We start from the raw sequence: 20,364 nt of genomic DNA, 5'->3' as shown, positions 1-20,364 counted from the left end.
ACCCTTTGCTCCGCAAGCCCTTACGGACGCTCGCGTTGTCGGGCCGGTCGATCCGCCGTTGCCATCGAATCTTCCGGGAGTTCGACGGTGATGCCGAGACCGCCGCCAGGCCGGGCGGTGACCTCGATCCGTCCCTGGTGAGCGAGCGCGACCGCGCGCACAATGGACAGCCCCAGCCCCAGCCCCAGGCCATCGGTCCGGACGCGAGTCCCCTGCCCGTGCACGAACGGTTCCAGCAGCGTCTGCGCCTCGCCGGGCGGGATTTCCCGGCCGGTGTTGGAGATCCGCAGGACGGCCCGTCCATTCTCGGTACCCGTGCCGATGGCCAACTGCCCGCCTGCCCGGTTGTGGCGGACCGCGTTGTCGACCAGGTTGAAGATCATCCGTTCCAGCAGGACCGGTTCGCCGCTGACCGGTGCCGGCCGGAGCTCGGATCGTACGGCGATGTCGGCGGCTGCCGCCCGCGCTCCGGCGGCGTCGAGGGCAGCGGTCGCGACGGCGGCCAGGTCGACCGGCTCCTGCGTTCCGAGCCCGGCCTGGCTGCGGGACAACAGCAGCAGTCCATTCAGGACGCGTTGCATGTGCTCGACCGCGTCCCGTACATCGCCGGTCATCGCGAGCAGTTCGGCTCGGCTGGGGTTTCCGTCCAGGGTGACGTCGATCGCCGTGCGTGCGGTGGTCAGCGGCGTACGCAGTTCGTGGGCGGCGTTGGCGGTGAACAGCCGCTGGCTGTCCAGGATCCGATCCCGCTCGGCGACGCCACGCTGGATGCGGTCGAGCATCTCGTTGACCGTGCCCGCCAATGCGGACAGTTCGTCGGCAGGGGTGCTGACCGGGACGCGCTCGGTGAGGTTCTCCGCGGACAGCCGCTGGGCCGTGGAAGAAATCACGCGGATCGGCCGCAGCACCCGCCCGGCCACCAGCCACCCCAGTACGGCGGCCACCACGGTTACCACGACGAGCGCCAAACCGGCCCGGGGCAGCAGCGCGGACAGGGTCTCGGCCGCCACCCGGTCGGCGATGTCGCGCACTTCCGCTTCCGACGGTGGCGGCGGGTGGGGTATGCCCGATGAATCAGAGCTGGTCGGGGTCAGCTGCGTGAAGAACACACCGTTGCGGCGCAACAGGTAGGTCAACCCGGCCAGCCCGGCGCCGCTGACCGCCACCAGGGCGGTCAGCAGCAGGGTGAGCCGGGCCCGGGCGGTCAGGCGCAGCATCCTCAACCGCCGATCCGGTAGCCGGCACCGGTGACGGTTTCGATCAGCGGTGGATCACCGAGCTTGCGGCGCAGCGTGCCCACGGTGATCCGGACCGCGTTGGTGAACGGATCCGCGTGCTCGTCCCATACCTTGTCCAACAATGTTTCCGCGCTGACCACGTCACCCCCGGCGGCCAGCAACTGCTCGAGCACCCCGAACTCCTTGGGCGTCAGACGCAGCAGCCGCCCGTCCCGCTCGGCGCTGCGCCGCGCCGGATCCAGGGCCACACCCGCGGCGCGCAGCACCGGCGGACGAGCCGGCGCGCTGCGCCGCACCAGAGCGTGCACCCGCGCAACGAGTTCGGAGAACGCGAACGGCTTGCCCAGGTAGTCGTCCGCGCCCAGCATCAGCCCGCCGACCCGGTCCTCCACGGCGTCGGACGCGGTCAGCATCAACACCCGCGATCGCCCTCGTCCGGCGAGCTCGCGGCACACCGCGTCGCCGTGCACGACCGGGAGGTCCCGGTCCAGTACCACCACGTCGTACGGCGTGACCTCGCATTTGTCCAAAGCGGTCCGACCGTCGAGTGCGATGTCGACAACGAAACCATGCTTGCGCAACCCGACCGCGATGTACCCGGCGAGAGGCTGCTCGTCTTCCACCAGGAGCACACGCACCCAGGGATTGTCGCAACACCCGCATATGGAACGGATATGACTCGCCGAACTCGACGACATCGTCCGCTACGACAAGAAGTTCGAGCGGTACGAGCGCACTGTGGACGGACAGATCGTGTCCGTCCCCGTCAGCGGCGTCCCTGGGTGGATTCGAGGTAGCGCAGGACGGCGGCGACACGCCGGTCCGCGCGATCGGTCGGAGCGAGGTTCAGCTTGGCGAAGATGCTGCGAATGTGCTTGTGGACGGCCCCGTTCGTGACGTAGAGCCGCTCGGCGATGGCGCCGTTGCCCAGTCCTTCCGCCATCAGCGCCAGCACGTCGCGTTCCCGGGCGCTCAGGCGCTCCAGGTCGGCGTCGGGCCGGCTTCTGGTCATGAGCTGGGCGACGACTTCCGGATCGATGGCGGTACCTCCGCGCGCCACCCGGTGCAGCGCATCCAGGAATTCCCCGACTCGTCCCACCCGTTCCTTGAGCAGATAGCCGAGGCGGGAGGTGCCGCCGGCCAGTAGATCGGTGGCGAAGGCATGTTCGACGTAGGCCGAGAGCACGAGCACGGCCAGGTCCGGCTGCCGCCGCCTGGCCTCGACGGCGGCAAGGATGCCTTCGTTGGTGTGCGTCGGTGGCATCCGAACGTCCACAATGGCCACATCGGGCTCGTGTTTCTCGACCGCGGCCAGGAAATCGTCGGGTGTACCGGCGGTGGCCACGACGTCGAGTGACTCCGCGCGCAGCAGCAGCGTCACACCTTCGCGCAACAGGAGGTCATCCTCGGCGATCACTATCCGCATGGCAGGCTCACCGTCAGGGTCGTCGGTCCGCCGGCCGGACTGACCAGCGAGAATTCTCCGTCCACCGCTTCGATCCGGCGGCGCATGCCGACTATCCCGGAACCGCTGTGCTCGTCGGCGCCACCGCGTCCGTCGTCGGTGATCTCCAGCCGCAACTCGTCATCGGCGTAGCGAAGTCGGACGTTGGCCTGCCGGGCGTAGCTGTGCTTGGCAATGTTGGTCAGCGCCTCGGCCACCACGAAGTAGGCCGTCGCCTCGACGGATGCGGCGCACCGGCGAGGTAGGTCGGCATCGATCCGGCAGTCCACCGGGCACGATGCGGCCAAGCCGGTGAGGGCGTCGGGAAGGCTGCGATCGGCCAGCCCCGGCGGCAGAATGCTGCGGACCACCCGGCGCAGCTCGCCGAGCGCTTCCTCGGCGGAGTTCTGGGCGCGGTCGAGGATGGCGTGGGCGTCGGACGGATCCCGGGCAAGTGCCCGACGAGAGGCGCCGAGCAGGACGTTGACCGCCACGAGCCGGTTCTGGGCCCCGTCGTGCAGCGCACGTTCGATCCTCCGCAGTTCGGCGGAGTGGGCGTCCAGCGCGGCGGCCCGGGTCGCGGTCAGCTGCGCGACCCGGAGGGCGAGGTCGGCACCGGGTTCGGGCGAGAGAAGGCGGCGTCCGGGCCACGCCTGCAGCCTGGCCATGCCGGGTAGGACGACGAACACGACGACCAGCCAGCCCAGGCCCAGCAGGCTCACCCAGAGGGCGTCCCGCGTGCTGTGCACCTGCACGAGCTCCAGCGAGTCGCTGGATTTCTCCGGCGGCACCAGGTGCCACCACAGCGGGAAGGTGCCGTTGGTGACCACGTAGAGCGGCAACGTCACGCCGATCAGGCCGACCGCGAGCCCGCCGGTCGCATGCCAGGACGCCCAGCCCAGCTCGCGGCGCACTGCGGGATCCTTGACGGCGGCACCCAACCGGGCGGGCACCGGAGCCGGACCAATGATCTCCGTGTCCCAGCGCGAAAGCCGCGCACGCTCCCGATCGGCGATCACGCGCACCGCCCGCGGCACGAAGGGGGCCAGGAGAAAACCCACGCCCACGAGGCACATCAGTGCGGTCACGATCAGCGCGAGCAGCGCGCCAACGGCCAGGATCGCGGTGCCGAGTCCGCCGATGAGGTGTTCGAAGGCTTCCATGGTGACGCGCGCGCGGGTGGCCAGCCGCCGGGAAGGGGTCGGCGCCGGGGCTTCGCGGGTCGGCATCCGCCGCACCTCCTTGATGAAGATCGAATGCTAGGACACCATGAGTGGCCGCCCGCTGCCCAGGTATCCGGAGCGAACGTACAGCCTGCTGTACCCCAACGGTCCAGCTCGCGGGTTCGCCCGGGGCGATCATGGCGCCATACGCTCGGCCGCGTCCACACAGGCCGTCGACCATGGAGCGTCCATGACGGACCCCGATCGCAGCACGGAGAATCCCGGGGCTCACCGAGAAAGACAGCCCACCACCGGAGCCGGACGACTTCGTCCGTTGTTGTGGCTGGTGCTGATCGTCGGTGTTTCCGGGGAGCTGGTGGTCTCGCCCACGAGCTTGGACGTCCGCATCGGTTTCGGATTCGGGGTGCTCATCGTCTTGAGCGGCATCGGCCTGATCGTCCACCACTACCACCACCGACGCGGATGACCACCCGAACCACGGCAGACCGACCACAAAGGACGAAGAAGCTGTCCACCGTTGCACTGACGCAAGTGACCAAGACCTATCCCAATGGCCTCAGAGCGCTCGATGAGGTGAGCCTGACCGTGGAGCGCGGCTCCTTCGTCGCCGTGATGGGACCGTCCGGATCGGGCAAGAGCACGCTGATGCACTGTGCCTCCGGCCTGGACGTCCCCACCAGCGGACGTGTTGTCATCGGCGACACCGACATCAGCGCCTTGAGCGAAACCCGCCGCACCGAACTGCGCCGGGAACAGGTGGGTTTCGTCTTCCAGTCCTACAACTTGTTGCCCTCGCTCAGCATCGCCGACAACATCACGCTGCCACTACGACTGGCCGGCACCGCGCCGGACAAGGACTGGTTGCGTACGCTGGTCGATCGCGTCGGTTTGGCCGACCGCCTCGCGCACCGCCCGGCCGAGCTCTCCGGCGGCCAGCAACAGCGGGCCGCGATCGTCCGGGCGCTGATCGCCCGGCCGGCGGTCGTGTTCGCGGACGAACCAACCGGCGCGCTGGACCTGCGAAGCGCCCGCGACGTGCTCGACCTGCTCCGTGAAATGGTCCACGGCCTCGGGCAAACCGTCGTCATGGTCACACACGACGCCGCCGCGGCCGCGCACGCCGACCTCGCGCTGGTCATGACCGACGGGCGGATCGTCGATACCGTCACCGCGCCCAACGCCGACGACCTCGCCAGGCGCATCACCAAACTTGAAACGGAGTAGACGATGCTGCGCCTGGCGCTGCATACCGCCCGCCACCGGATCGCCGCCCTGCTCGCCGTCGTGTGCGCCACGCTCATTGGTGCGATCCTCATCACCTGTATCGGAGTGATAGCGGAGTCCGGCCTGCGTTCGCACGCTCCGGCGAACCGGCTTGCCCCCGCCGACATCACCGTGTCGGCCAGCCAGTCCTACACGCCCTCCGGCGACTTCCCCGTGGCGTTGCCGGAACGCGCCGGGGTGCCCGCGGACCTGGCCGGCCAACTGGCTGAGCTCCCGGGCGTCCGGACCGCGATCGGTGACGTGAGCTTTCCCGCCGCCATCATCGACGCGCGAGGCGCGGTCGTGTCGGCCGGAGACCCGCGCGCCACCGGACATAGCTGGTCCTCCACCGCCTTACTGGACGACGCGCGCATCTCGGGTACGGCCCCAACCGGCCCAGGCGAGATCGCCCTCGACAACGACCTCGCGACCGCGGCCGGCGTGTCGGCCGGCGACCAGGTCGCCGTGAGCGCCGCCGGGCGCCAGGGTAACTACCGCGTCTCGGCCGTGGTCACCACCGCGCGACCGGGTGGGATCTTCTTCGCTGATCTCACGGCCGTGGAACTGGCCGGCCGCGGCGGCGCCGTCGACCTGGTGGTGCTGCGCACCGACGCGGGTGCTGCCGGCTCCGTTGCCACCGAGGTGCGAAAAACCCTGGACGGGAGTGGACTGCTCGTGTCCACCGGTTCGGAGATAGGTGACGTCGAGGACCTCGGTGCGTCGGCGGCACGATCTCTCCTTCCGCTGCTCGCGTTTTCGATGGCCGGGACCGTTCTGCTGATCATCGGGTTCATCGTGGGTGGCGCGTCGGCCGTGTCGATCGGGGCGCAACGACAGGATCTCGCCCTGATGCGTGCCATCGGGGCGCTGCCACGCCAGATCCGCAGATTCACGGCCGCGCAGGCCACCATCGTCGCGCTTGTTGGCACGGTGATCGGCCTCGGCGCCGGTTATCTGGTGGCCGAGCAGTTCCGGCGGATGCTGGTGTCGATCGGTCTCGTCCCCTCGAGTCTGTCGCTGACCGTCAGCCCGTGGCCGGCGATCGCTGCGACCCTGCTCTTGACCGTCGTGGTGCAGGTGTCCGCACGCTGCGCGACGTGGCGTACTTCCCGTCTGCCGGCCACCGAGGCCGTAGCCGAGTCACGCAGCGAACCGCGCACTCCATCGATAGTTCGGACCTTGGTCGGCGTCCTGCTGATTCTCGGGGCCACCGCGTTCTCGATCATGCCGATGCTGAACCGGTCGGAGATCGGGGCGTCTGCCACCACCATCGCCGGTATCGTCGCGGTGATCGGGCTCGCGATGGCCGGTCCGGCTTTTGTCCAGCGGCTCAGCCGAGTCCTCGCGCGGATGCTGCCGGCGGGTGTTTCCGCGCCGACCTGGCTGGCGGTGGCCAACGGCCGGGGTTACGCGCTGCGGATGGCCGCGGCCATCACGACCCTCGCCATGACCGTGGTCTTCACGCTCACCTACACCTTCACGCAGACCACGATGCTGGCGGCCACCGCCAGCGAGGTGCAGGACGGTACGCGCGCGCAGTTCCGCATCAGCGCGCCCGAGTTGGGTGGGGTGCCCGGCGACGTGGCCGCCGCGGCGGCGGCCGTACCCGGTGTCCAGACCGCGACCCCGGTTTCGAGCACGACGGTTCTGTGGCCCTACCAGATCGTCGACGAAGTCGAGGCCGAGAGCGAGTCCGCGCTCGTCCTGACCGGGGCCGCGCCGGAAGTCCTCGATCTCGGCGTACGCACGGGTGATCTCGCTGAGCTCACCGGCGCCACCGTCGCCGTCGACGACGGGGCCGCTGGATCGCGTGACGCGTCGGTAGGCAGCGAGATCAACCTGGTCCTCGGCGACGGGCAGCAGGTCAAGGCCAAGGTTGTCGCCACCTACGCACGTGGTCTCGGTTTCGGCACGGTGGTGCTCTCCCACGACCTCGTCGCCGGGCACACCACTACCGGACTGGACGACGGCATCCTGATCCGCACCGATGGCACGGACGCCGTCAAGCAGAACGTCGCCGCCTTCACCGCGTCCCGTCCGGGCCTGGTGCTCGACGACGATCCCGCGGCCGCACTGGGTGGGACGACCACCGTCAGTCCTGAGTTGTGGATCAACATCGCGGTACTGGCGGTGCTGCTGGGCTATCTCCTGCTCGGCATCGCGAACAAGATCGTCGCCGCCACCGCCCAACGCCGCAACGAATTCGCCACCCTGCGGCTGATCGGCACCACCGCGAGACAGGTCCGGGCGATGATGCGGCGTGAGGCGGCATTGATCTGCATTACCTCACTGGCCACCGGTCTGGGGCTGTCGGTCGTGCCCGTCGTGTTGCTGTCCATCGGTTTCCTGCACCAGCCGTGGCCGGCCGGACCGGTGTGGCTGACACCGGTGATCGCGGTGGTGGTTGTGGTGATCACCTTCCTCACCACCGACCTGCCCACCCGTCGGCTACTGCGCACACCCCCCATCGAGGCCCGCACCCAGCCGTCATGAACCCACGCGGATCTCACCAGGGTCCACCTCGGACCGATCGATCGAACACCAGCTGGCTATACCCGCGATCCGGTAGCTGACGCTGCTGTGCCGGCAGGCGGCAGCTTGTACCTTCCAGGTCACCGGATTCGAGAAACGAAAACATCCTTTTCCGAAGAAATGCTGTCGACCAAAGTCACGGCCTGACTGCCCGAACACGTTCTGAACAACATTGAAGGGAAAAGCCCGTGGACAATCGTGGGCAACCTGGCCAGAAGGCCGGCTTCTTGCGTTCCATCGTCCGCCATCACCCGTTGACGAGTTTCTTCGTCCTGGCGACGGGACTGAGCTGGATCGCATGGACGCCTTATGTGATGTCCAAGAACGGCATCGGTGAGGAGGACTTCGAGTTCCCCAAGGTGTTGGGCACCTCGCAGATCCTCGGCATGCTGCCCGGCGCCTATCTCGGCCCGATCCTCGCCGCGTTCATCGTCACCGCGGTCGCCGAAGGCAGGCCCGGGTTGCGCCGATGGCTCGGGCGCTTGCTGAAGTGGCGGGTCAACTGGAAGTGGTACGTCCTGGCGCTCATCGGCGTCCCCGTCGCCCTCATCCTCGGCGGCATTCCGTTCGCCGGCGTGGCAAACATGGCCGTCCCGCCCGCGACGGTGCTCGTGGCCATCGTGCCCGGACTCATTCTGCAGGTCCTCACGACCGGTATCGCCGAGGAGCCCGGCTGGCGTGACTTCGCGCTGCCCTTGATGCAGCCGCGGTTCGGTCCGCTGCCCGGCACGCTCCTGCTCGGCGTGCTCTGGGGCATTTGGCACCTGCCGCTGTTCCTGACGGAGTGGGGCGGATACCCCAATGTCACCTGGGTGGATCCCGTTGAGTTCATCATCTCCTGCATCGCCATCAGCATCGTCATGACCTGGGTGTTCAACCGCACCGGCGAGAGCCTGCCGGTCGCGATGTTGTTGCACGCCAGCGTCAACAACTTCTTGTCGATCGGGTGGGCGTTCGTATTTCCCACACTCGGCGACTCGCACCAGTCCTCGGCCCACGTCGTTCTTCTCGTCTTCGGACTAACGGCGCTCGTACTGCTCGTGACGACCCGCGGCAGGCTCGCATACCGGCCACGCGCGGCAACCGAAGTGCCGGAAACCGGCGGTGCACGGACCGGCGTAACCGGCTGAGCACAGACCGTTCCACGGGCTGTCCAGCGCTGTTCAAAGTGGATGTTGTGATCGGCTTGCCGCTGGGTCCAGGGGCAGCGCCCTGGTCCCGGCGGCAAGTCGGAGAACCGGACTGGCCGATAATGAACAGGTGCGGATCCGAAGGGTAGACGTGGGCGAGCTGGATGTTCTGCGGGACATCGAGCGGGCCGCCGGGCAGTGCTTCCGTGACGTGGGAATGCCGGAGATCGCCGATGACGAACCGTTGCCGGTGGAGACGCTGGCCGAGTACCAGCGTGCGGGGCGGGCCTGGGTCGCGGTTGATGGAGCCGATCTGCCGGTGGCTTACCTGATCTCCGATTCGGTCGATGGCTGCGTGCACATCGAGCAGGTATCCGTGCATCCGGATCACGGGCGTCAGGGTGTGGGGCGGGCACTGGTGGATGACGTGGCCGCCAGGGCGGGCTCGGCCGGAATCCCGGCCCTGACGTTGACCACGTTCGCCGAGGTGCCGTGGAACGCGCCTTACTACCTGCGGCTCGGCTTTCGGGTTCTGAGTGAGGACGAGCTGACGCCGGGCCTACAGGCGATTCGGGCACGTGAGGCCGCGCACGGCCTGGACCGTTGGCCTCGGGTGTGCATGCGCCGGGACGTGTGACAGCGCTAGACGTCGAGGTTGTCTCGCAGAAACTGCCGAGCGTCGCGGGCCAGTCGCATCCCGTCGGTCCACGGGTCACGCCAGATGCACAGGTTGCTGGACAGGCTCGGGTGCACGACCTCGGAGGAAAACGACTCGAACGTGATGGTTCCGGTGTAGTCGACGTCGCGCAGTGCGGTGAAGAACTCCGCCCAGGGAACCGAACCCGTGCCGAGTGCCCCGCGATGGGACTCACCGACGTGCACGTAACCGAGCTTGCCGGCCGCGGCGGCGGCCAGCACCGGTTCCCGGAACGACGTCTCCTCGATGTTCATGTGGTAGGTGTCCAGGTGCGCGACGACGTTGTCCCGGCCGAGTTCGGCGATGAAGTCCAGGGTCTGCGCGGTCGTGTTGAGCAGGTTGGTCTCGTACCGGTTGCAGAACTCCAGGCCGAGCGTGATGTCCGAGGCGGCAGCACGGTCGGCCAGCGTGGCCAGCGCTTCCCGGGCATGCGCACGGCCGCGCTCGGTGGGTGGCGTGGTGTACCGGCCGAGTTTGGAGAACAGCACCCCGCCCAGATAATTACCGCCGATATCGCGCACCAGGTCCACCGCGGCGGTCAGGCGCCGGCGACCGGCGGCGACGATCTCCGGGTCCTCGCTGGACACGTCGGTCGACTCGTCGAGCCCGAGGCTGACGCTCGCGGCCAGGCCGTACTCGGCCAGCAGCGCGGCCGTGCCGGCCGCGTCCACTGTGTCCGGTTCGAGGGCGGACAGCTCGATCAGGTCGTAACCGGCCTCGGCGCTGCTGGCGATGGCGTGCCGGGCCTGGTCACGGCTCCAGCCCCCGGCCCAGACCAGGGCATGGATGCCGATCGGGTTGGTCACGGCGAAGGGTCCTCTCTCCTCGTGTCGGTGCTGGCCCGCCTTCAGCGGGTCCCCCCGTATCGTCGGCCGGCCACGCCGTTGAGCAGCGCGGCGAACACCAGCACCCCGCCGAGTGCGGCGAGCTGGTACTGCGAACCGGTGTTGCCGACGAACGCGAGCAGAATGCCGGCGTTGAGCCAGACCACCAGGAGGGTGGCCAGCACGACCCCGGCGACCCGGCCGACCCCGCCGGTGATGGCGACGCCGCCGAGCACGGCGATGGTGATCGCGGGCAGTGCCATGCCGTTGCCGGACGTACCCGCGTCCGGCCGGGCCGAGGCGAACTGGGCGACGGTGACCACGGAAACGAGCCCGGAGATCACGCCGGCCAGCAGGTACGCCTTGAACCTGGTCGCCCGGACGTTGATCGTGGACCATTCGGCGGCGACGTCGTTGGTGCCGATCGCGTAGAGCCGCCGGCCGTCGCTGCCGCGGGCCAGCACGACCCAGACCACCACCACCGTGGGCAGCAGGAAGGTGAAGATTCCCAACGGAATGGCCGGCAGGAACTCGCCGATCACCGGCAGCTGCACCGATCGCGCGGTGGAGAACAACTGCTGGATCGGGGCGGTGCCGATGGGCTGCTGGTGGTTGATCACGATGGCCAGCGACTTGTACGCGTAGTAGGTGGCCAGTGTGGTGATCAACGCGGGAAAACCGAGGTAGGCCACCAGGAACCCGTTGATCGCGCCGAGCGCGCCGCCGACCAAGGCGGCGAGCAGGATGGCCAGCCACAGCGGCCAGCCCCACTCGCCGTAGGCGAAGCCGAAGGTCATTCCGGCCAGCGACACGATCGAGCCGACGGACAGGTCGATACCGCCCCGGCCGGAGGAGATGACCAGCAGCTCGGCCAGGCCCAGCATGGCCAGCGGTACGGCGTTGATCAGCGTGGACGCCAGGTATCCCGCGTCATACGGCGCGCTGAGGTAACCGCCGGAACCGAGCACCGTGAACCACACCACGACCAGCACGATGAGCACCACCAGCAGCGCGATCCGCTGGGTGAGCAGCATTCGCAGCAAGAGGCGGGGCAGTGACTCGCGCGCCGCGTCCGGCGGTGCGATCTCGCTCATGCTTGTCTCCTTGCCCGCTCGCGAAGCAGGTCCGACCCGACGGCGATCACGATGAAGATCCCGACGAACAGGTCCGACAGCTGGGAGGGCCAGCCAAGGTGGGTGACGCCGGAGGTGACGGTCTGCACCAGCAGCGCACCGAGGAACGTGCCGAGCACCGAGCCGCGCCCGCCCATGATCGAGGTGCCACCGATCACCACGGCGGCGATGACCGCCAGTTCCTTGCCGATGCCGACGGACTGGTCCAGCGTGGTGGTGCCGGAGGCGATGGTGAAGCAAGCAGCGAGACCGACGAGCAGGCCGGTGATCAGGTAGGCGAGCAGTGTCCTGCGCCGCACCCGGACCCCGGCCAGCCGGGCCGCCTGCGGGTCGCCGCCGATCGCGTAGAGGTGCCGGCCGCCCGCGGTGTGCCGCAGGTACCACCACGCCACGGCCGCGACGACGACGGTGATCGCGAAGGTGTTCGGAATCCCGAGTGTGCGGCCGGCGGGCCCCAGACCGAACACGTCCAGGGTGTGCGGAATGTTGTTCACCGTCTGGGAACCGAACAGCTGCAACCCGGCGAACTGGAACAGGTTCGCGGTGCCGAACGTGATGATGATCGGGTGCACCCGGCCGTAGGCGATCAGCACCCCGTTGACCACGCCGAGCACGCCACCGGTGACGATCGCGGCCAGCACCGCGACCGGCAGTGCCAGCTCGGCGCCGACCAGCAGCTTGGCGGTGGTCACCGCGCAGACCATGATCGCGGCGCCCACCGACACGTCGATGCCCGCGGTGATGATGACCATCGTCATGCCGACGCCCACCAGCGCGATCGGTGCGGTGTTCACCAGCAGCGCGCGCACCGAGACGCCGGTGAAAAACGCCGGTGTGGTGACCGCGAGGATCGCCCACAGCGCGACGATCACGCCGATCAGCACCAGTTCCTGGCCGGAGACCGGCGCAGGCAGGACGCGCCCGCGCGAGCGTGCTGTGGCCGCGTCGGTGGCGGTGGCGGTCATGCTCCCTCCTCCCCGGCGTCGCCGGGTGCGCCCGCGGCGGCGGCGAGCACGTCGACCTGGGTCGCGTCCGGGCCGAAGGCCACGGTGGTGGTGCCGCCGCGCACCACCTGGATGCGGTCGGAGATGCGCAGCGCCTCCGGCAGGTCGGAGGTCACCACCAGCACCGCCGTCCCGGCCTCGGCCAGCTCGTCGATGATCCGGTGGATCTCCTCCTTGGCGCCCACGTCCACGCCTTGCGTGGGTTCCTCCAGCACCAGCACGGCGGGCCGCTCGACGAGCTGCCGGGCGAGCACCACCTTCTGCGCGTTGCCACCGGACAGCGCGGCGATCGGCTGCCGCTCGCTGGGCGTGCGGACGGCAAGGCGGTCGATCAGTTGGCGGGCGATGGTGCGCTCGCGCCGGCGGTCCACGATCCCGGCGCGGGACAGCATCGGCAGGTGGCCGGCGGAGATGTTGAACGCCAGCGACTGGAACCCGAACATGCCCTGCTTCGTGCGGTCGGCCGGCAACAGCGCGATACCCAGTTTCTGGGCGTGCCGCGGGGATCGCGGCGCCACCGGCCGCCCGTCCAGCAGGATGCGGCCGGCGGTGGGCCGGTCCATGCCGTAGACGGTGGCGGCGATCTCCGCGACCCCGGACCCGACCAGCCCGTACAGGCTGACCACCTCGCCGGGCCGCACCGCGACCGTGACGTCGTGGAACCGCCCCGTGCGGCCCAACTTCTCCAGCGCCAGCACCGGCTCGGCGTCGGGCACCGTGCGCGCCCGCCGGGTCTCGGTCAGGATGCCGCCCACCATCAGCTCGGCGATGCGCCGCACGGTCAACTCGCCGATCGGGTAGCTGCCGATGGTCGAGCCGTCCCGCATCACCGTGACCTCGTCGGCGATGCGGAACAGCTCGTCCAGCCGGTGCGAGATGTACAGCACCGACACGCCGGTGTCGGTGAGCCGGCGGATCACCCGGAACAGCACCTCGATCTCGGCGTCGGTGAGGATCGCGGACGGTTCGTCCAGGATCAGCAACCGCGCGTCACCGGCCAGCGCCTTCGCGATGGACACCTGCTGTCGCGCGGCGATGGACAGCGTGGCGACGCCGACCGTGGCGTAGCGGGCCGGCAGCTCCAGCAGGTCCAGCAACGCCACGACCCGCTCGTTCTGCCGCGCCCAGTCGATCCGGCCCGCCCGGCGCAGCTCCCTGCCGAGGAAGATGTTCTCCGCGACGGTCAGCTCGCCGAACAGTTGCGGCTCCTGGTAAACCGTGGCCACGCCCAGCCGCATCGCGTCCACAGTGGACCCGACGTGCACCGTCCGGCCGTCGAACTCCACCTCCCCCGCGTCCGGTGACTCGGCGCCGGACACGATCTTGATGAGGGTGGACTTGCCGGCGCCGTTCTCCCCCACCAGCGCGTGCACCGTGCCGGGCCGCACCGTCAGGTCGGCGTGCCGGATCGCGCGCACCGCACCGAACCGCTTGGCCAGCCCGGTGATCCGCAGCCGCGCGGTTTCCCCCGCGGTATCCACAGCGGCCGGCGAAGGGTCGGACGCGGAATGCTGGGACATGGTGTGGGTTTCCGTCCGCCCGGTCAGTAGTTGTACTTGTCGACGTTGTCCGTGGTCAGCACCAGTGGCGGGCCCAGCACCAGCGTCTTGCTGGCCGCGTCGTACGGCACCGCCGGCAACGCGTCGCTGACGTGGTTGATCGCGGCGAGTTCCTTGCCCTCCGCCAACTGGGCGCCGGTCCACGCGGTGAGGTAGCCGAGTTGCTGCACGTCCCACAGCACCGACGCCGACGACGAGCCGTTCTTCAGGTACGAGGCCATCGCCTTGGGCGTGCCCACGCCGACGCTGAAGACCTTGCCGATCCGTCCGGCGTCCTGCACCGCCTGCGCCACCGCGGGTGCCGAGGAGCTGCACTGTCCGATCAGGCCGGTCAGGTCGGGGTGAGCGTTGATCAGGTCGGTGGCCATCTGCGTGGCCTTGTTCTGGTCCTCCCCCGCGTACACCACGTCCAAGAGCTTCGCGTCCGGGTACTTCTGCGCGACGTAGTCCTTCTCGACCTGGATCCACGAGTTGAGGTTCGCCGCGGTCTCCCCGCAGGACACGATCGCGAACGAACCCTTGCCGCCCATCGGCTGCAACAGCTGGTCGATCACCGCCTGGCCGACGTCCTTCGAGGTGGCCTGCTCGACGAACACCTGCCGCACCGAGTTCGGCGCATCGGTGTCCGCGGTGCCCACCTTGACGCCCTGGCCGGACGCCTGCGCCAGCAGCGGCCCCATCGAGTCGGGGTCGTTCGGCGCGACGAACAGCGCGTTCACCTTCTGCTGCATGAACGAGCGCACCACGTCGGCCTGTGCGGCGGCGTCCGCCGTGGTCGGACCCTGGTACAACCACTGCAGGTTCGGGTTGTCCTTCGCCGCCTGCTCACCGCCGGCGTTCATCGCCTCGAAGTACGGAATTCCCTGCAGCTTCGGCACGAACGCCACGCGATACTTCGTGCCGCCCCCATCACCGCCGCCGGATGCGGAGTCGGAGTACTTCGTGCAGCCGGTGACGGCCAGCGAGGCGGTCAGTACCAGTGCCGCGCCGGCGACGATCCGTTGGGTGATGCGCACCTTCTCGTCTCCTCGCAGAGATCGTGGGATGGCAGGCCGAACCCGGACTGGGACGGCCGAAGCGGGAACTGTCCGATCAGGACGTGCAGATCGCGGGCGGCGAGTCGGGGCCGCAACCGCGGGTCAGAGCAGCCGGGGTGGTCGCGACACGAGCACCGGGTCCTGCCATAACGCCGACCACCTCCAGGTTACATTTTGCATCGTTGCAAATGCGGTGATCAGGCACGATACGATACGCTCTGGCACGTGTCAAGATCTCGTCAGGCCGCACGCACGGCGCAGTCTCCGGACGAAGGGCCCCGCGGTCGGGTGGGAATCAAGGACGTCGCACGCGTAGCCGGCGTCTCCCCGAGCACCGTGTCGAACGTGCTCAACCATCCCGAGCGGGTCGCCCCGGCGAAGCGCGCCCAGGTGGAGCAGGCGATGCGGACGCTGGGTTTCGTGCGCAACGAGGCCGCCCGGTACCTGCGCACCGGCGCCTCCCGGACCCTGGGGCTGATACTCCTCGACGCATGGAACCCCTTCTTCACCGAGATGGCCCGTGGAGTGGAGGACTACGCGTTCGCACAGGACTGGGCGGTGCTGGTGTCCAACAGCGACCGGCGGGCCGACCGGGAATCCCGCTACCTCAACGTGTTCGCCGAACGCCCGGTCGACGGCATCATCATCGTGCCGCACGGTGATCCGCCGGAACGCCTGGCGGACCTGCGGCGGCAGGGCATTCCCAGCGTGCTGGCCGATCGCCGGGGCACCGGCGACACCACCATGTCGGTATCGCTGGACGACGTGGGAGGAGGTCAACTCGCCGTGGCCCACCTGCTCGAACTCGGCCACCGCGACATCGCCTTCGCCGGCGACCCGGCCCGGGTCACCCAGGTCCGCGACCGGCTCCTGGGCGCGACAAGGGCCCTGGCCGCGGCCGGCCGTCCCACCCAGTTCACGGTGATCGAAACCGCGCTGACCATGGGGGGCGGTCGCCAGGTCGGGAAGCAGTTGGTCGACCAGCCACCGGCGGCACGCCCGAGCGCGGTCTTCGCCAGTAACGACCTTGTCGCAATCGGCCTGCTCCAGGTACTACTCCGGCACGGCGTCCGGGTCCCGGAGGACATCGCCGTCATCGGCTACGACGACATCGAGTTCGCGTCCCAGCTCGCCGTCCCGCTCAGTTCGGTTAAGCAGCCGCCGTACGCGATGGGACACGCCGCCGCGGAACTGCTCATCGCCGCCCTCACCGGCGAGCCGCGGTCGGAGAACCACGTTGTGTTCCAACCAGAACTCGTCGTCCGGGAGTCCACTGTGGGCACTCGCGGCTGAGTCCCAGCTGCCGGCCATGGCGCACCGCCGGGTCGTAGCCGAGTTGAACTCGGCCCTCCGACAGTAGGTAGCGATTCGACCAACGCGCGGATTTCGAGCGGAAACCGGACCACAGCCAGAAGCGCTGTCCTACTCACGGGCAGCGCTTCTGGTCTTGCCTGTGACCGCTTGTACCGACCTACGAAATCGAAATCACTCGGACGTGTATCGAACTTATGTCTGAAAACAGGTTAGTATGGTGGCATGTCCGAGCAGACTCCCGCCTCCCGGTTGTGGCAGGTTCCCAATGAGGACCTGGCCGCGATTGTGGCGACACGTGGAGAAAGGCTGCGGATCGCCTACGCGGAGATGATCGAGGTCGTGGGCGAGAGCGAGCAGCGGGCGTTGGGGAAGTCGTTGGGGTTCAAGGACACGGCCGCGTTCCTGACGGATACCTTGCGGATTTCCGCCCGCGAGGCCAAACAGTGGATCGAGCACGCTGCGGCCACGATGCCCTCCTCGTCGCTCACGGGCGTGCCACAATCCCCGCCGCAGGCCGCCACCGGTGAAGCCCTGACAGCGGGCGAAATTAACGCGGAGCACGTCCAGGCGATTATCGCGACCTTTCAAGCCTGCCCGGCGGAGATTCCGGCTGAGCAGCGCGAGGCGGATGAGCGGATTCTGGTGGAGCTGGCTCGACAAGCCGGGCCGGAGGCGGTGCGCAAAGCCGGCCGTCGGCTGCGCGCGCTCTGGGAGCAGGACACCGCACCACCGGAGGACAAGGACCGCGAGCAGGCTCACCCGTTGCGCCGGTTGGACATCACGCGCCGCAAAGACGGCAGCATCCGCTTCACCGGTGAACTCGACCCCGAAACCGCCGAGGAACTCGACGGGCTACTCGGGCCACTGGCGAAACCACACAAGAACCCCGAGACCGGCGAACACGACACCCGCTCCGCCGCCGAACGCGCCGGAGACGCCCTCGCCGAAATCATCGGCCTAGCCGCTCGTTGCGATGAGTTGTCGACTCAGGGCGGCGAACGCGCCGTGATGATCGTGTCCATCACCCTCGCCGAACTCGAAAACCGTGCCCGGCACGCCTTCCTCGACATCCCCGGAATCTGCAGCGTCGACGGACTCCGCCGCCTGGCCTGCGAATCCAAGGTGGTGCCCGCGATCTTCGGCAACAACGCCGCACCCCTGTATGTGGGCGATGCTTCCCGGTTCGCCACCCCCGCCCAACGCCGCTACCTCACCGCCCGAGACCGCGGATGCGCCTTCCCCGGCTGCACCCGCGGTCCTAAATGGACAACACCGCACCACGTCATGCCATGGTCGGTAGACAAGCGCACCGACGCAGACAATCTCGTGCTCTTGTGCGCTCGACATCACCGGGTGATCCACCATACGCCGTGGGAGGTAAGGATGAACGGGCATCTGCCCGAATTCATCCCGCCACCTTGGATCGACCGCGAGCGAAGACCCATGCGCAACCTGGCGCACACACCCCCGCCCAGATACCAACAAGCCGCATAACCCCACAGCACGTCAGCACCCGGACAGACAGCACGGTCGTCCGGGCGCTGGCTCTGTCATGTCACCATCACCATAGGGTGATCCGCCTTGGTAGCCCGGTTCGAGCTCCGTCCCTCAAGCCCTGGTCGCCCGATCTCGACGACGTCAAAGGCGCCTGGCAGGTTGTCCGCCACCCGCCGGCGGTGAATCCTGATCGGCTGACATTCACGCGTCCTCTGTGCCGATTCGCTCCGCGGCGTCGAGCAAATACTGAGGCAGCTTTACATCAGCCGCCAACACCTCGACACCAAGGAGCCGCCCATACTCGTCAAAGTCGAGGTTGATCGTACCTCCGACCTGGACCGGATCGCAGGGACACATGTGTGCCACTTCGAGCATACTTGCGGATCAACGAAGTAGACATAGGCTGCGTTCGCCTTCTGATATAGATAACTTTCATCTCTGCCACAGTCGGCGCTGCGCCGTCGCGTCATTCGATGCGGTGCCCGCTCCGCGCCCGATTCCGTGCCCGGACCGGCGACCGTCCGGCCGTGGTGACATGTCCACTCGTGAAACCGCCTTCCTCCTCCTTTCCGGATTGGCAGCTAACCGGGTAACCACGAGCCGGCACGCCAAACCCTTGGCTCTTCACACGCTGGGCCACGATGGCCAGCAGATGGCTCCGCGCTGCACCGGCTTTATTCGTAAGTGCGGACCTCGAAGGTGATGCAGCCTTCCGGTGTGGTCCACGGCCCGTGCGCCATGCCAGGCGGCCGGCAGGCGTACTCGCCCGCACGGAACGTCTTGTTCAGGGTCAAATCGTGTAGCGCGCCCTGGTAGATCAGGACCTCTTCCCAGAAGTCGTGCCGCTGCACGCCCATCGGAGTCGAGTCACACCCAGGATCGAACCGCAGCAGCCGGGTCACCGAGCCGGTCTGAGGATCCTTGGACAGCACGTACTCGGCGAGGCCGGGCACGCCCTCGATCGGCTCCCACGCCGATTCTCCGGACGCGAACGGGTCCCAGAACTCCATCTCGGGCTTGGCCATGGTGATCACTCCATTCAGGAATCGAGCACGGGGAGTCGATGGACGGCGTATTCGTGGACCAGTTCGCGGCCAAGCACTGGATCGTCCAACCTGACGCGGAAATGGCTGCCGTATCGGAACTCGCCGCCAATGATCGGCAAGGTGCCGGAGAACACCGCGGCGCCGTCAGCTGTGGCTCCACGCCCGGCGATGTGGTCGACAATGTGTTCAGGGGTGAGCATGGCCGCGAGAGTGTCATCCTGGTAGGGGTGCCAGGCGCCGTCCACCTGAACCTCCCCGGACAGGCGGATCTCGTCCCAGTGCCCGGCCACCTCGTCGTAAGGCCACACCTTCTCGCCGACCGGCTTGTCGCAGGTCTGCTTGGACTGCAGCACCGAGTGTTCCTCCAACCGGCGGTCGGTGTGGTCCGATCCGACACCGACGAGCAGCCGCTCGCCGTCGCGGACGAGCACGAATTCCGCTTCGCCGGACGTGCGATCACTGCATACCTGCACCACGTTCGCGTGTGTAAGCCGGGTCGCCGGTACCGGGTAGACGGTGGGTACGCGTTCCGGTGCGCTCACCCCGTGCTCGGCCAGTTCGGCGATGTGCGCCCGGACCGCCTCCTGATCGCGCCCGGTATAGCCGGCGAGCAGTCCTAATTCGACGGTCACCTCAACGGATTCGGTACCGGCCTTGGATTCCACCGTGAATCTCATGTCACATCCCTAGAACTCGATCTCGCAGCGCGGGGAAGTCCTCGCGCGCGGCACGGATATGCGCCGCATCGATGTCGACGTGGAGCACACCGGGCCGGTCGTCGAGTTCCCCGAGCGGCGTGCCCCAGGCGTTGAAGGCGCACGAGGAACCCGCGTAGGTGCCGGCGCCCTGTCGCCCGGCGGAGTTGCATCCGACGACCGCGGCCTGGTTCTCGATGGCCCGGGCCCGGGCCAGACATCGCCAGGCGTCCACGCGAGGGAACGGCCATGCCGCGACGATCACGAACAACTCGGCACCGCGGTCCACCATGGCCCGATACAGCTCCGGGAACCGGAGGTCGTAACAGGTCGACAGGCCGATCGTCAAACCGTCGACTGCCGCCGTGACGACCTCCGTTCCCGGCGACAACGTGGCCTGCTCGGCCGAGCCGTAGCCGTAGAGGTGCATTTTGCGGTAGCTGGCGATGCACTCTCCGGTCGGTCTGAAAAGGACGGTCGTGTTGTACAGGCCATCGGCGGCCTTCTCCACCATGCTGCCGGCACACAGGTACACGCCCGCGTCCGCCGCGATCCGGGAGAGGGTCGAGCCTTCCGGGCCGTCGAGCGGCTCGGCGAATGCCGGATAATCCTGGAACCCGAAAAACCCCGGAAGCCACATTTCCGGCAACACGACCAGATCGGCGCCCCCGCGTGCCTCGGCGTGGATGGCCGCATGTGCTCGCTCGGCCCGTAGCGCGCCGGGCTCGTCCCCGTCGACGGACAGCTGGATGGCTGCGATCCGCATG

At 68.3% G+C, this 20,364-nt stretch carries 19 protein-coding genes; 7 read left to right on the top strand and 12 right to left on the bottom strand.

Features of this window, described 5'->3' with window-relative positions; genetic code table 11:
* Window positions 1–20: 20 nt before the first annotated feature.
* From A3CU_RS48995 to A3CU_RS0139455, 4 genes are all read right to left on the bottom strand, one after another.
* A complete protein-coding gene (locus A3CU_RS48995) occupies window positions 21–1,217 on the bottom strand; it encodes a sensor histidine kinase (protein ID WP_156960789.1) in 1,197 nt (398 codons plus the stop codon).
* Window positions 1,218–1,219: 2 nt separating this feature from the next.
* Entirely contained in the window at window positions 1,220–1,876 is a 657-nt protein-coding gene (locus A3CU_RS0139465) for a response regulator transcription factor (protein WP_027946873.1), read from the bottom strand.
* Between the two features lie 128 nt (window positions 1,877–2,004).
* A complete protein-coding gene (locus A3CU_RS0139460) occupies window positions 2,005–2,664 on the bottom strand; it encodes a response regulator transcription factor (protein ID WP_027946872.1) in 660 nt (219 codons plus the stop codon).
* Window positions 2,655–3,911: a sensor histidine kinase gene (locus tag A3CU_RS0139455; RefSeq protein ID WP_027946871.1), complete on the bottom strand. Its 1,257-nt coding sequence runs from the start codon at window positions 3,909–3,911 to the stop codon at window positions 2,655–2,657. Before A3CU_RS0139455 ends, A3CU_RS0139460 begins: the two co-directional genes overlap by 10 nt.
* Window positions 3,912–4,095: 184 nt before the next feature.
* Here A3CU_RS0139455 and A3CU_RS0139450 point away from each other — a divergent pair, with 184 nt between their 5' ends.
* The 5 genes from A3CU_RS0139450 (at window position 4,096) to A3CU_RS0139430 (ending at window position 9,428) form a co-directional block, all read left to right on the top strand.
* A complete protein-coding gene (locus A3CU_RS0139450) occupies window positions 4,096–4,332 on the top strand; it encodes a hypothetical protein (RefSeq protein ID WP_027946870.1) in 237 nt (78 codons plus the stop codon).
* Complete coding sequence (locus A3CU_RS0139445; RefSeq protein ID WP_027946869.1) at window positions 4,329–5,090, top strand: ABC transporter ATP-binding protein; 762 nt, start codon at window positions 4,329–4,331, stop codon at window positions 5,088–5,090. The genes A3CU_RS0139450 and A3CU_RS0139445 overlap by 4 nt, the downstream gene beginning before the upstream one ends.
* 3 nt (window positions 5,091–5,093) lie before the next feature.
* Window positions 5,094–7,622 carry an ABC transporter permease gene (locus A3CU_RS0139440; protein WP_027946868.1) on the top strand — a complete coding sequence of 843 codons (2,529 nt, stop codon included), beginning with the start codon at window positions 5,094–5,096 and terminating at the stop codon, window positions 7,620–7,622.
* A 227-nt stretch (window positions 7,623–7,849) separates the two neighbouring features.
* Complete coding sequence (locus A3CU_RS48990) at window positions 7,850–8,791, top strand: CPBP family intramembrane glutamic endopeptidase (RefSeq protein ID WP_052372971.1); 942 nt, start codon at window positions 7,850–7,852, stop codon at window positions 8,789–8,791.
* 130 nt (window positions 8,792–8,921) lie between these two features.
* A complete protein-coding gene (locus A3CU_RS0139430; protein ID WP_027946867.1) occupies window positions 8,922–9,428 on the top strand; it encodes a GNAT family N-acetyltransferase in 507 nt (168 codons plus the stop codon).
* Between the two features lie 5 nt (window positions 9,429–9,433).
* Here A3CU_RS0139430 and A3CU_RS0139425 read toward each other — a convergent pair whose 3' ends face one another.
* From A3CU_RS0139425 to A3CU_RS0139405, 5 genes are read right to left on the bottom strand one after another with little or no spacing between them, the layout of a single operon-like run.
* Window positions 9,434–10,294, bottom strand: coding sequence for a sugar phosphate isomerase/epimerase family protein (locus A3CU_RS0139425; protein WP_027946866.1), 861 nt, complete (start codon window positions 10,292–10,294; stop codon window positions 9,434–9,436).
* 41 nt (window positions 10,295–10,335) lie between these two features.
* On the bottom strand, window positions 10,336–11,406 hold the full coding sequence (locus A3CU_RS0139420) for an ABC transporter permease (RefSeq protein ID WP_052372969.1): 1,071 nt from the start codon (window positions 11,404–11,406) through the stop codon (window positions 10,336–10,338).
* Window positions 11,403–12,410 (bottom strand): ABC transporter permease, encoded by a 1,008-nt coding sequence (locus A3CU_RS0139415; RefSeq protein WP_027946864.1) that lies wholly within the window; start codon window positions 12,408–12,410, stop codon window positions 11,403–11,405. The genes A3CU_RS0139420 and A3CU_RS0139415 overlap by 4 nt, the downstream gene beginning before the upstream one ends.
* Window positions 12,407–13,969 (bottom strand): sugar ABC transporter ATP-binding protein, encoded by a 1,563-nt coding sequence (locus tag A3CU_RS0139410; protein ID WP_052372967.1) that lies wholly within the window; start codon window positions 13,967–13,969, stop codon window positions 12,407–12,409. The genes A3CU_RS0139415 and A3CU_RS0139410 overlap by 4 nt, the downstream gene beginning before the upstream one ends.
* Window positions 13,970–13,992: 23 nt before the next feature.
* Complete coding sequence (locus A3CU_RS0139405) at window positions 13,993–15,024, bottom strand: autoinducer 2 ABC transporter substrate-binding protein (protein ID WP_027946862.1); 1,032 nt, start codon at window positions 15,022–15,024, stop codon at window positions 13,993–13,995.
* 246 nt (window positions 15,025–15,270) lie between these two features.
* Here A3CU_RS0139405 and A3CU_RS0139400 point away from each other — a divergent pair, with 246 nt between their 5' ends.
* Both A3CU_RS0139400 and A3CU_RS0139395 read left to right on the top strand, forming a co-directional pair.
* Complete coding sequence (locus tag A3CU_RS0139400; RefSeq protein ID WP_245617531.1) at window positions 15,271–16,338, top strand: LacI family DNA-binding transcriptional regulator; 1,068 nt, start codon at window positions 15,271–15,273, stop codon at window positions 16,336–16,338.
* Window positions 16,339–16,581: 243 nt separating this feature from the next.
* Window positions 16,582–17,853 (top strand): HNH endonuclease signature motif containing protein, encoded by a 1,272-nt coding sequence (locus A3CU_RS0139395; RefSeq protein WP_027946860.1) that lies wholly within the window; start codon window positions 16,582–16,584, stop codon window positions 17,851–17,853.
* 677 nt (window positions 17,854–18,530) lie between these two features.
* Here A3CU_RS0139395 and A3CU_RS0139385 read toward each other — a convergent pair.
* The 3 genes from A3CU_RS0139385 to A3CU_RS0139375 are packed head-to-tail and all read right to left on the bottom strand — an operon-like array spanning window position 18,531 to window position 20,363.
* Window positions 18,531–18,881 carry a cupin domain-containing protein gene (locus A3CU_RS0139385; protein WP_027946859.1) on the bottom strand — a complete coding sequence of 117 codons (351 nt, stop codon included), beginning with the start codon at window positions 18,879–18,881 and terminating at the stop codon, window positions 18,531–18,533.
* Window positions 18,882–18,895: 14 nt separating this feature from the next.
* Window positions 18,896–19,579, bottom strand: a complete 684-nt coding sequence (locus A3CU_RS0139380) for a DUF2848 domain-containing protein (protein WP_027946858.1) — start codon at window positions 19,577–19,579, stop codon at window positions 18,896–18,898.
* A gap of 1 nt (window position 19,580) precedes the next feature.
* Window positions 19,581–20,363, bottom strand: a complete 783-nt coding sequence (locus tag A3CU_RS0139375) for a carbon-nitrogen family hydrolase (protein WP_027946857.1) — start codon at window positions 20,361–20,363, stop codon at window positions 19,581–19,583.
* Window position 20,364: the final 1 nt, after the last annotated feature.

The sequence above is a fragment of the Amycolatopsis taiwanensis DSM 45107 genome (assembly GCF_000519205.1).
Lineage (GTDB): Bacteria > Actinomycetota > Actinomycetes > Mycobacteriales > Pseudonocardiaceae > Amycolatopsis_E > Amycolatopsis_E taiwanensis.
The sequence above is the reverse complement of the archived record's forward strand: the minus strand, read 5'-3'. Positions and strand labels throughout refer to the sequence as shown.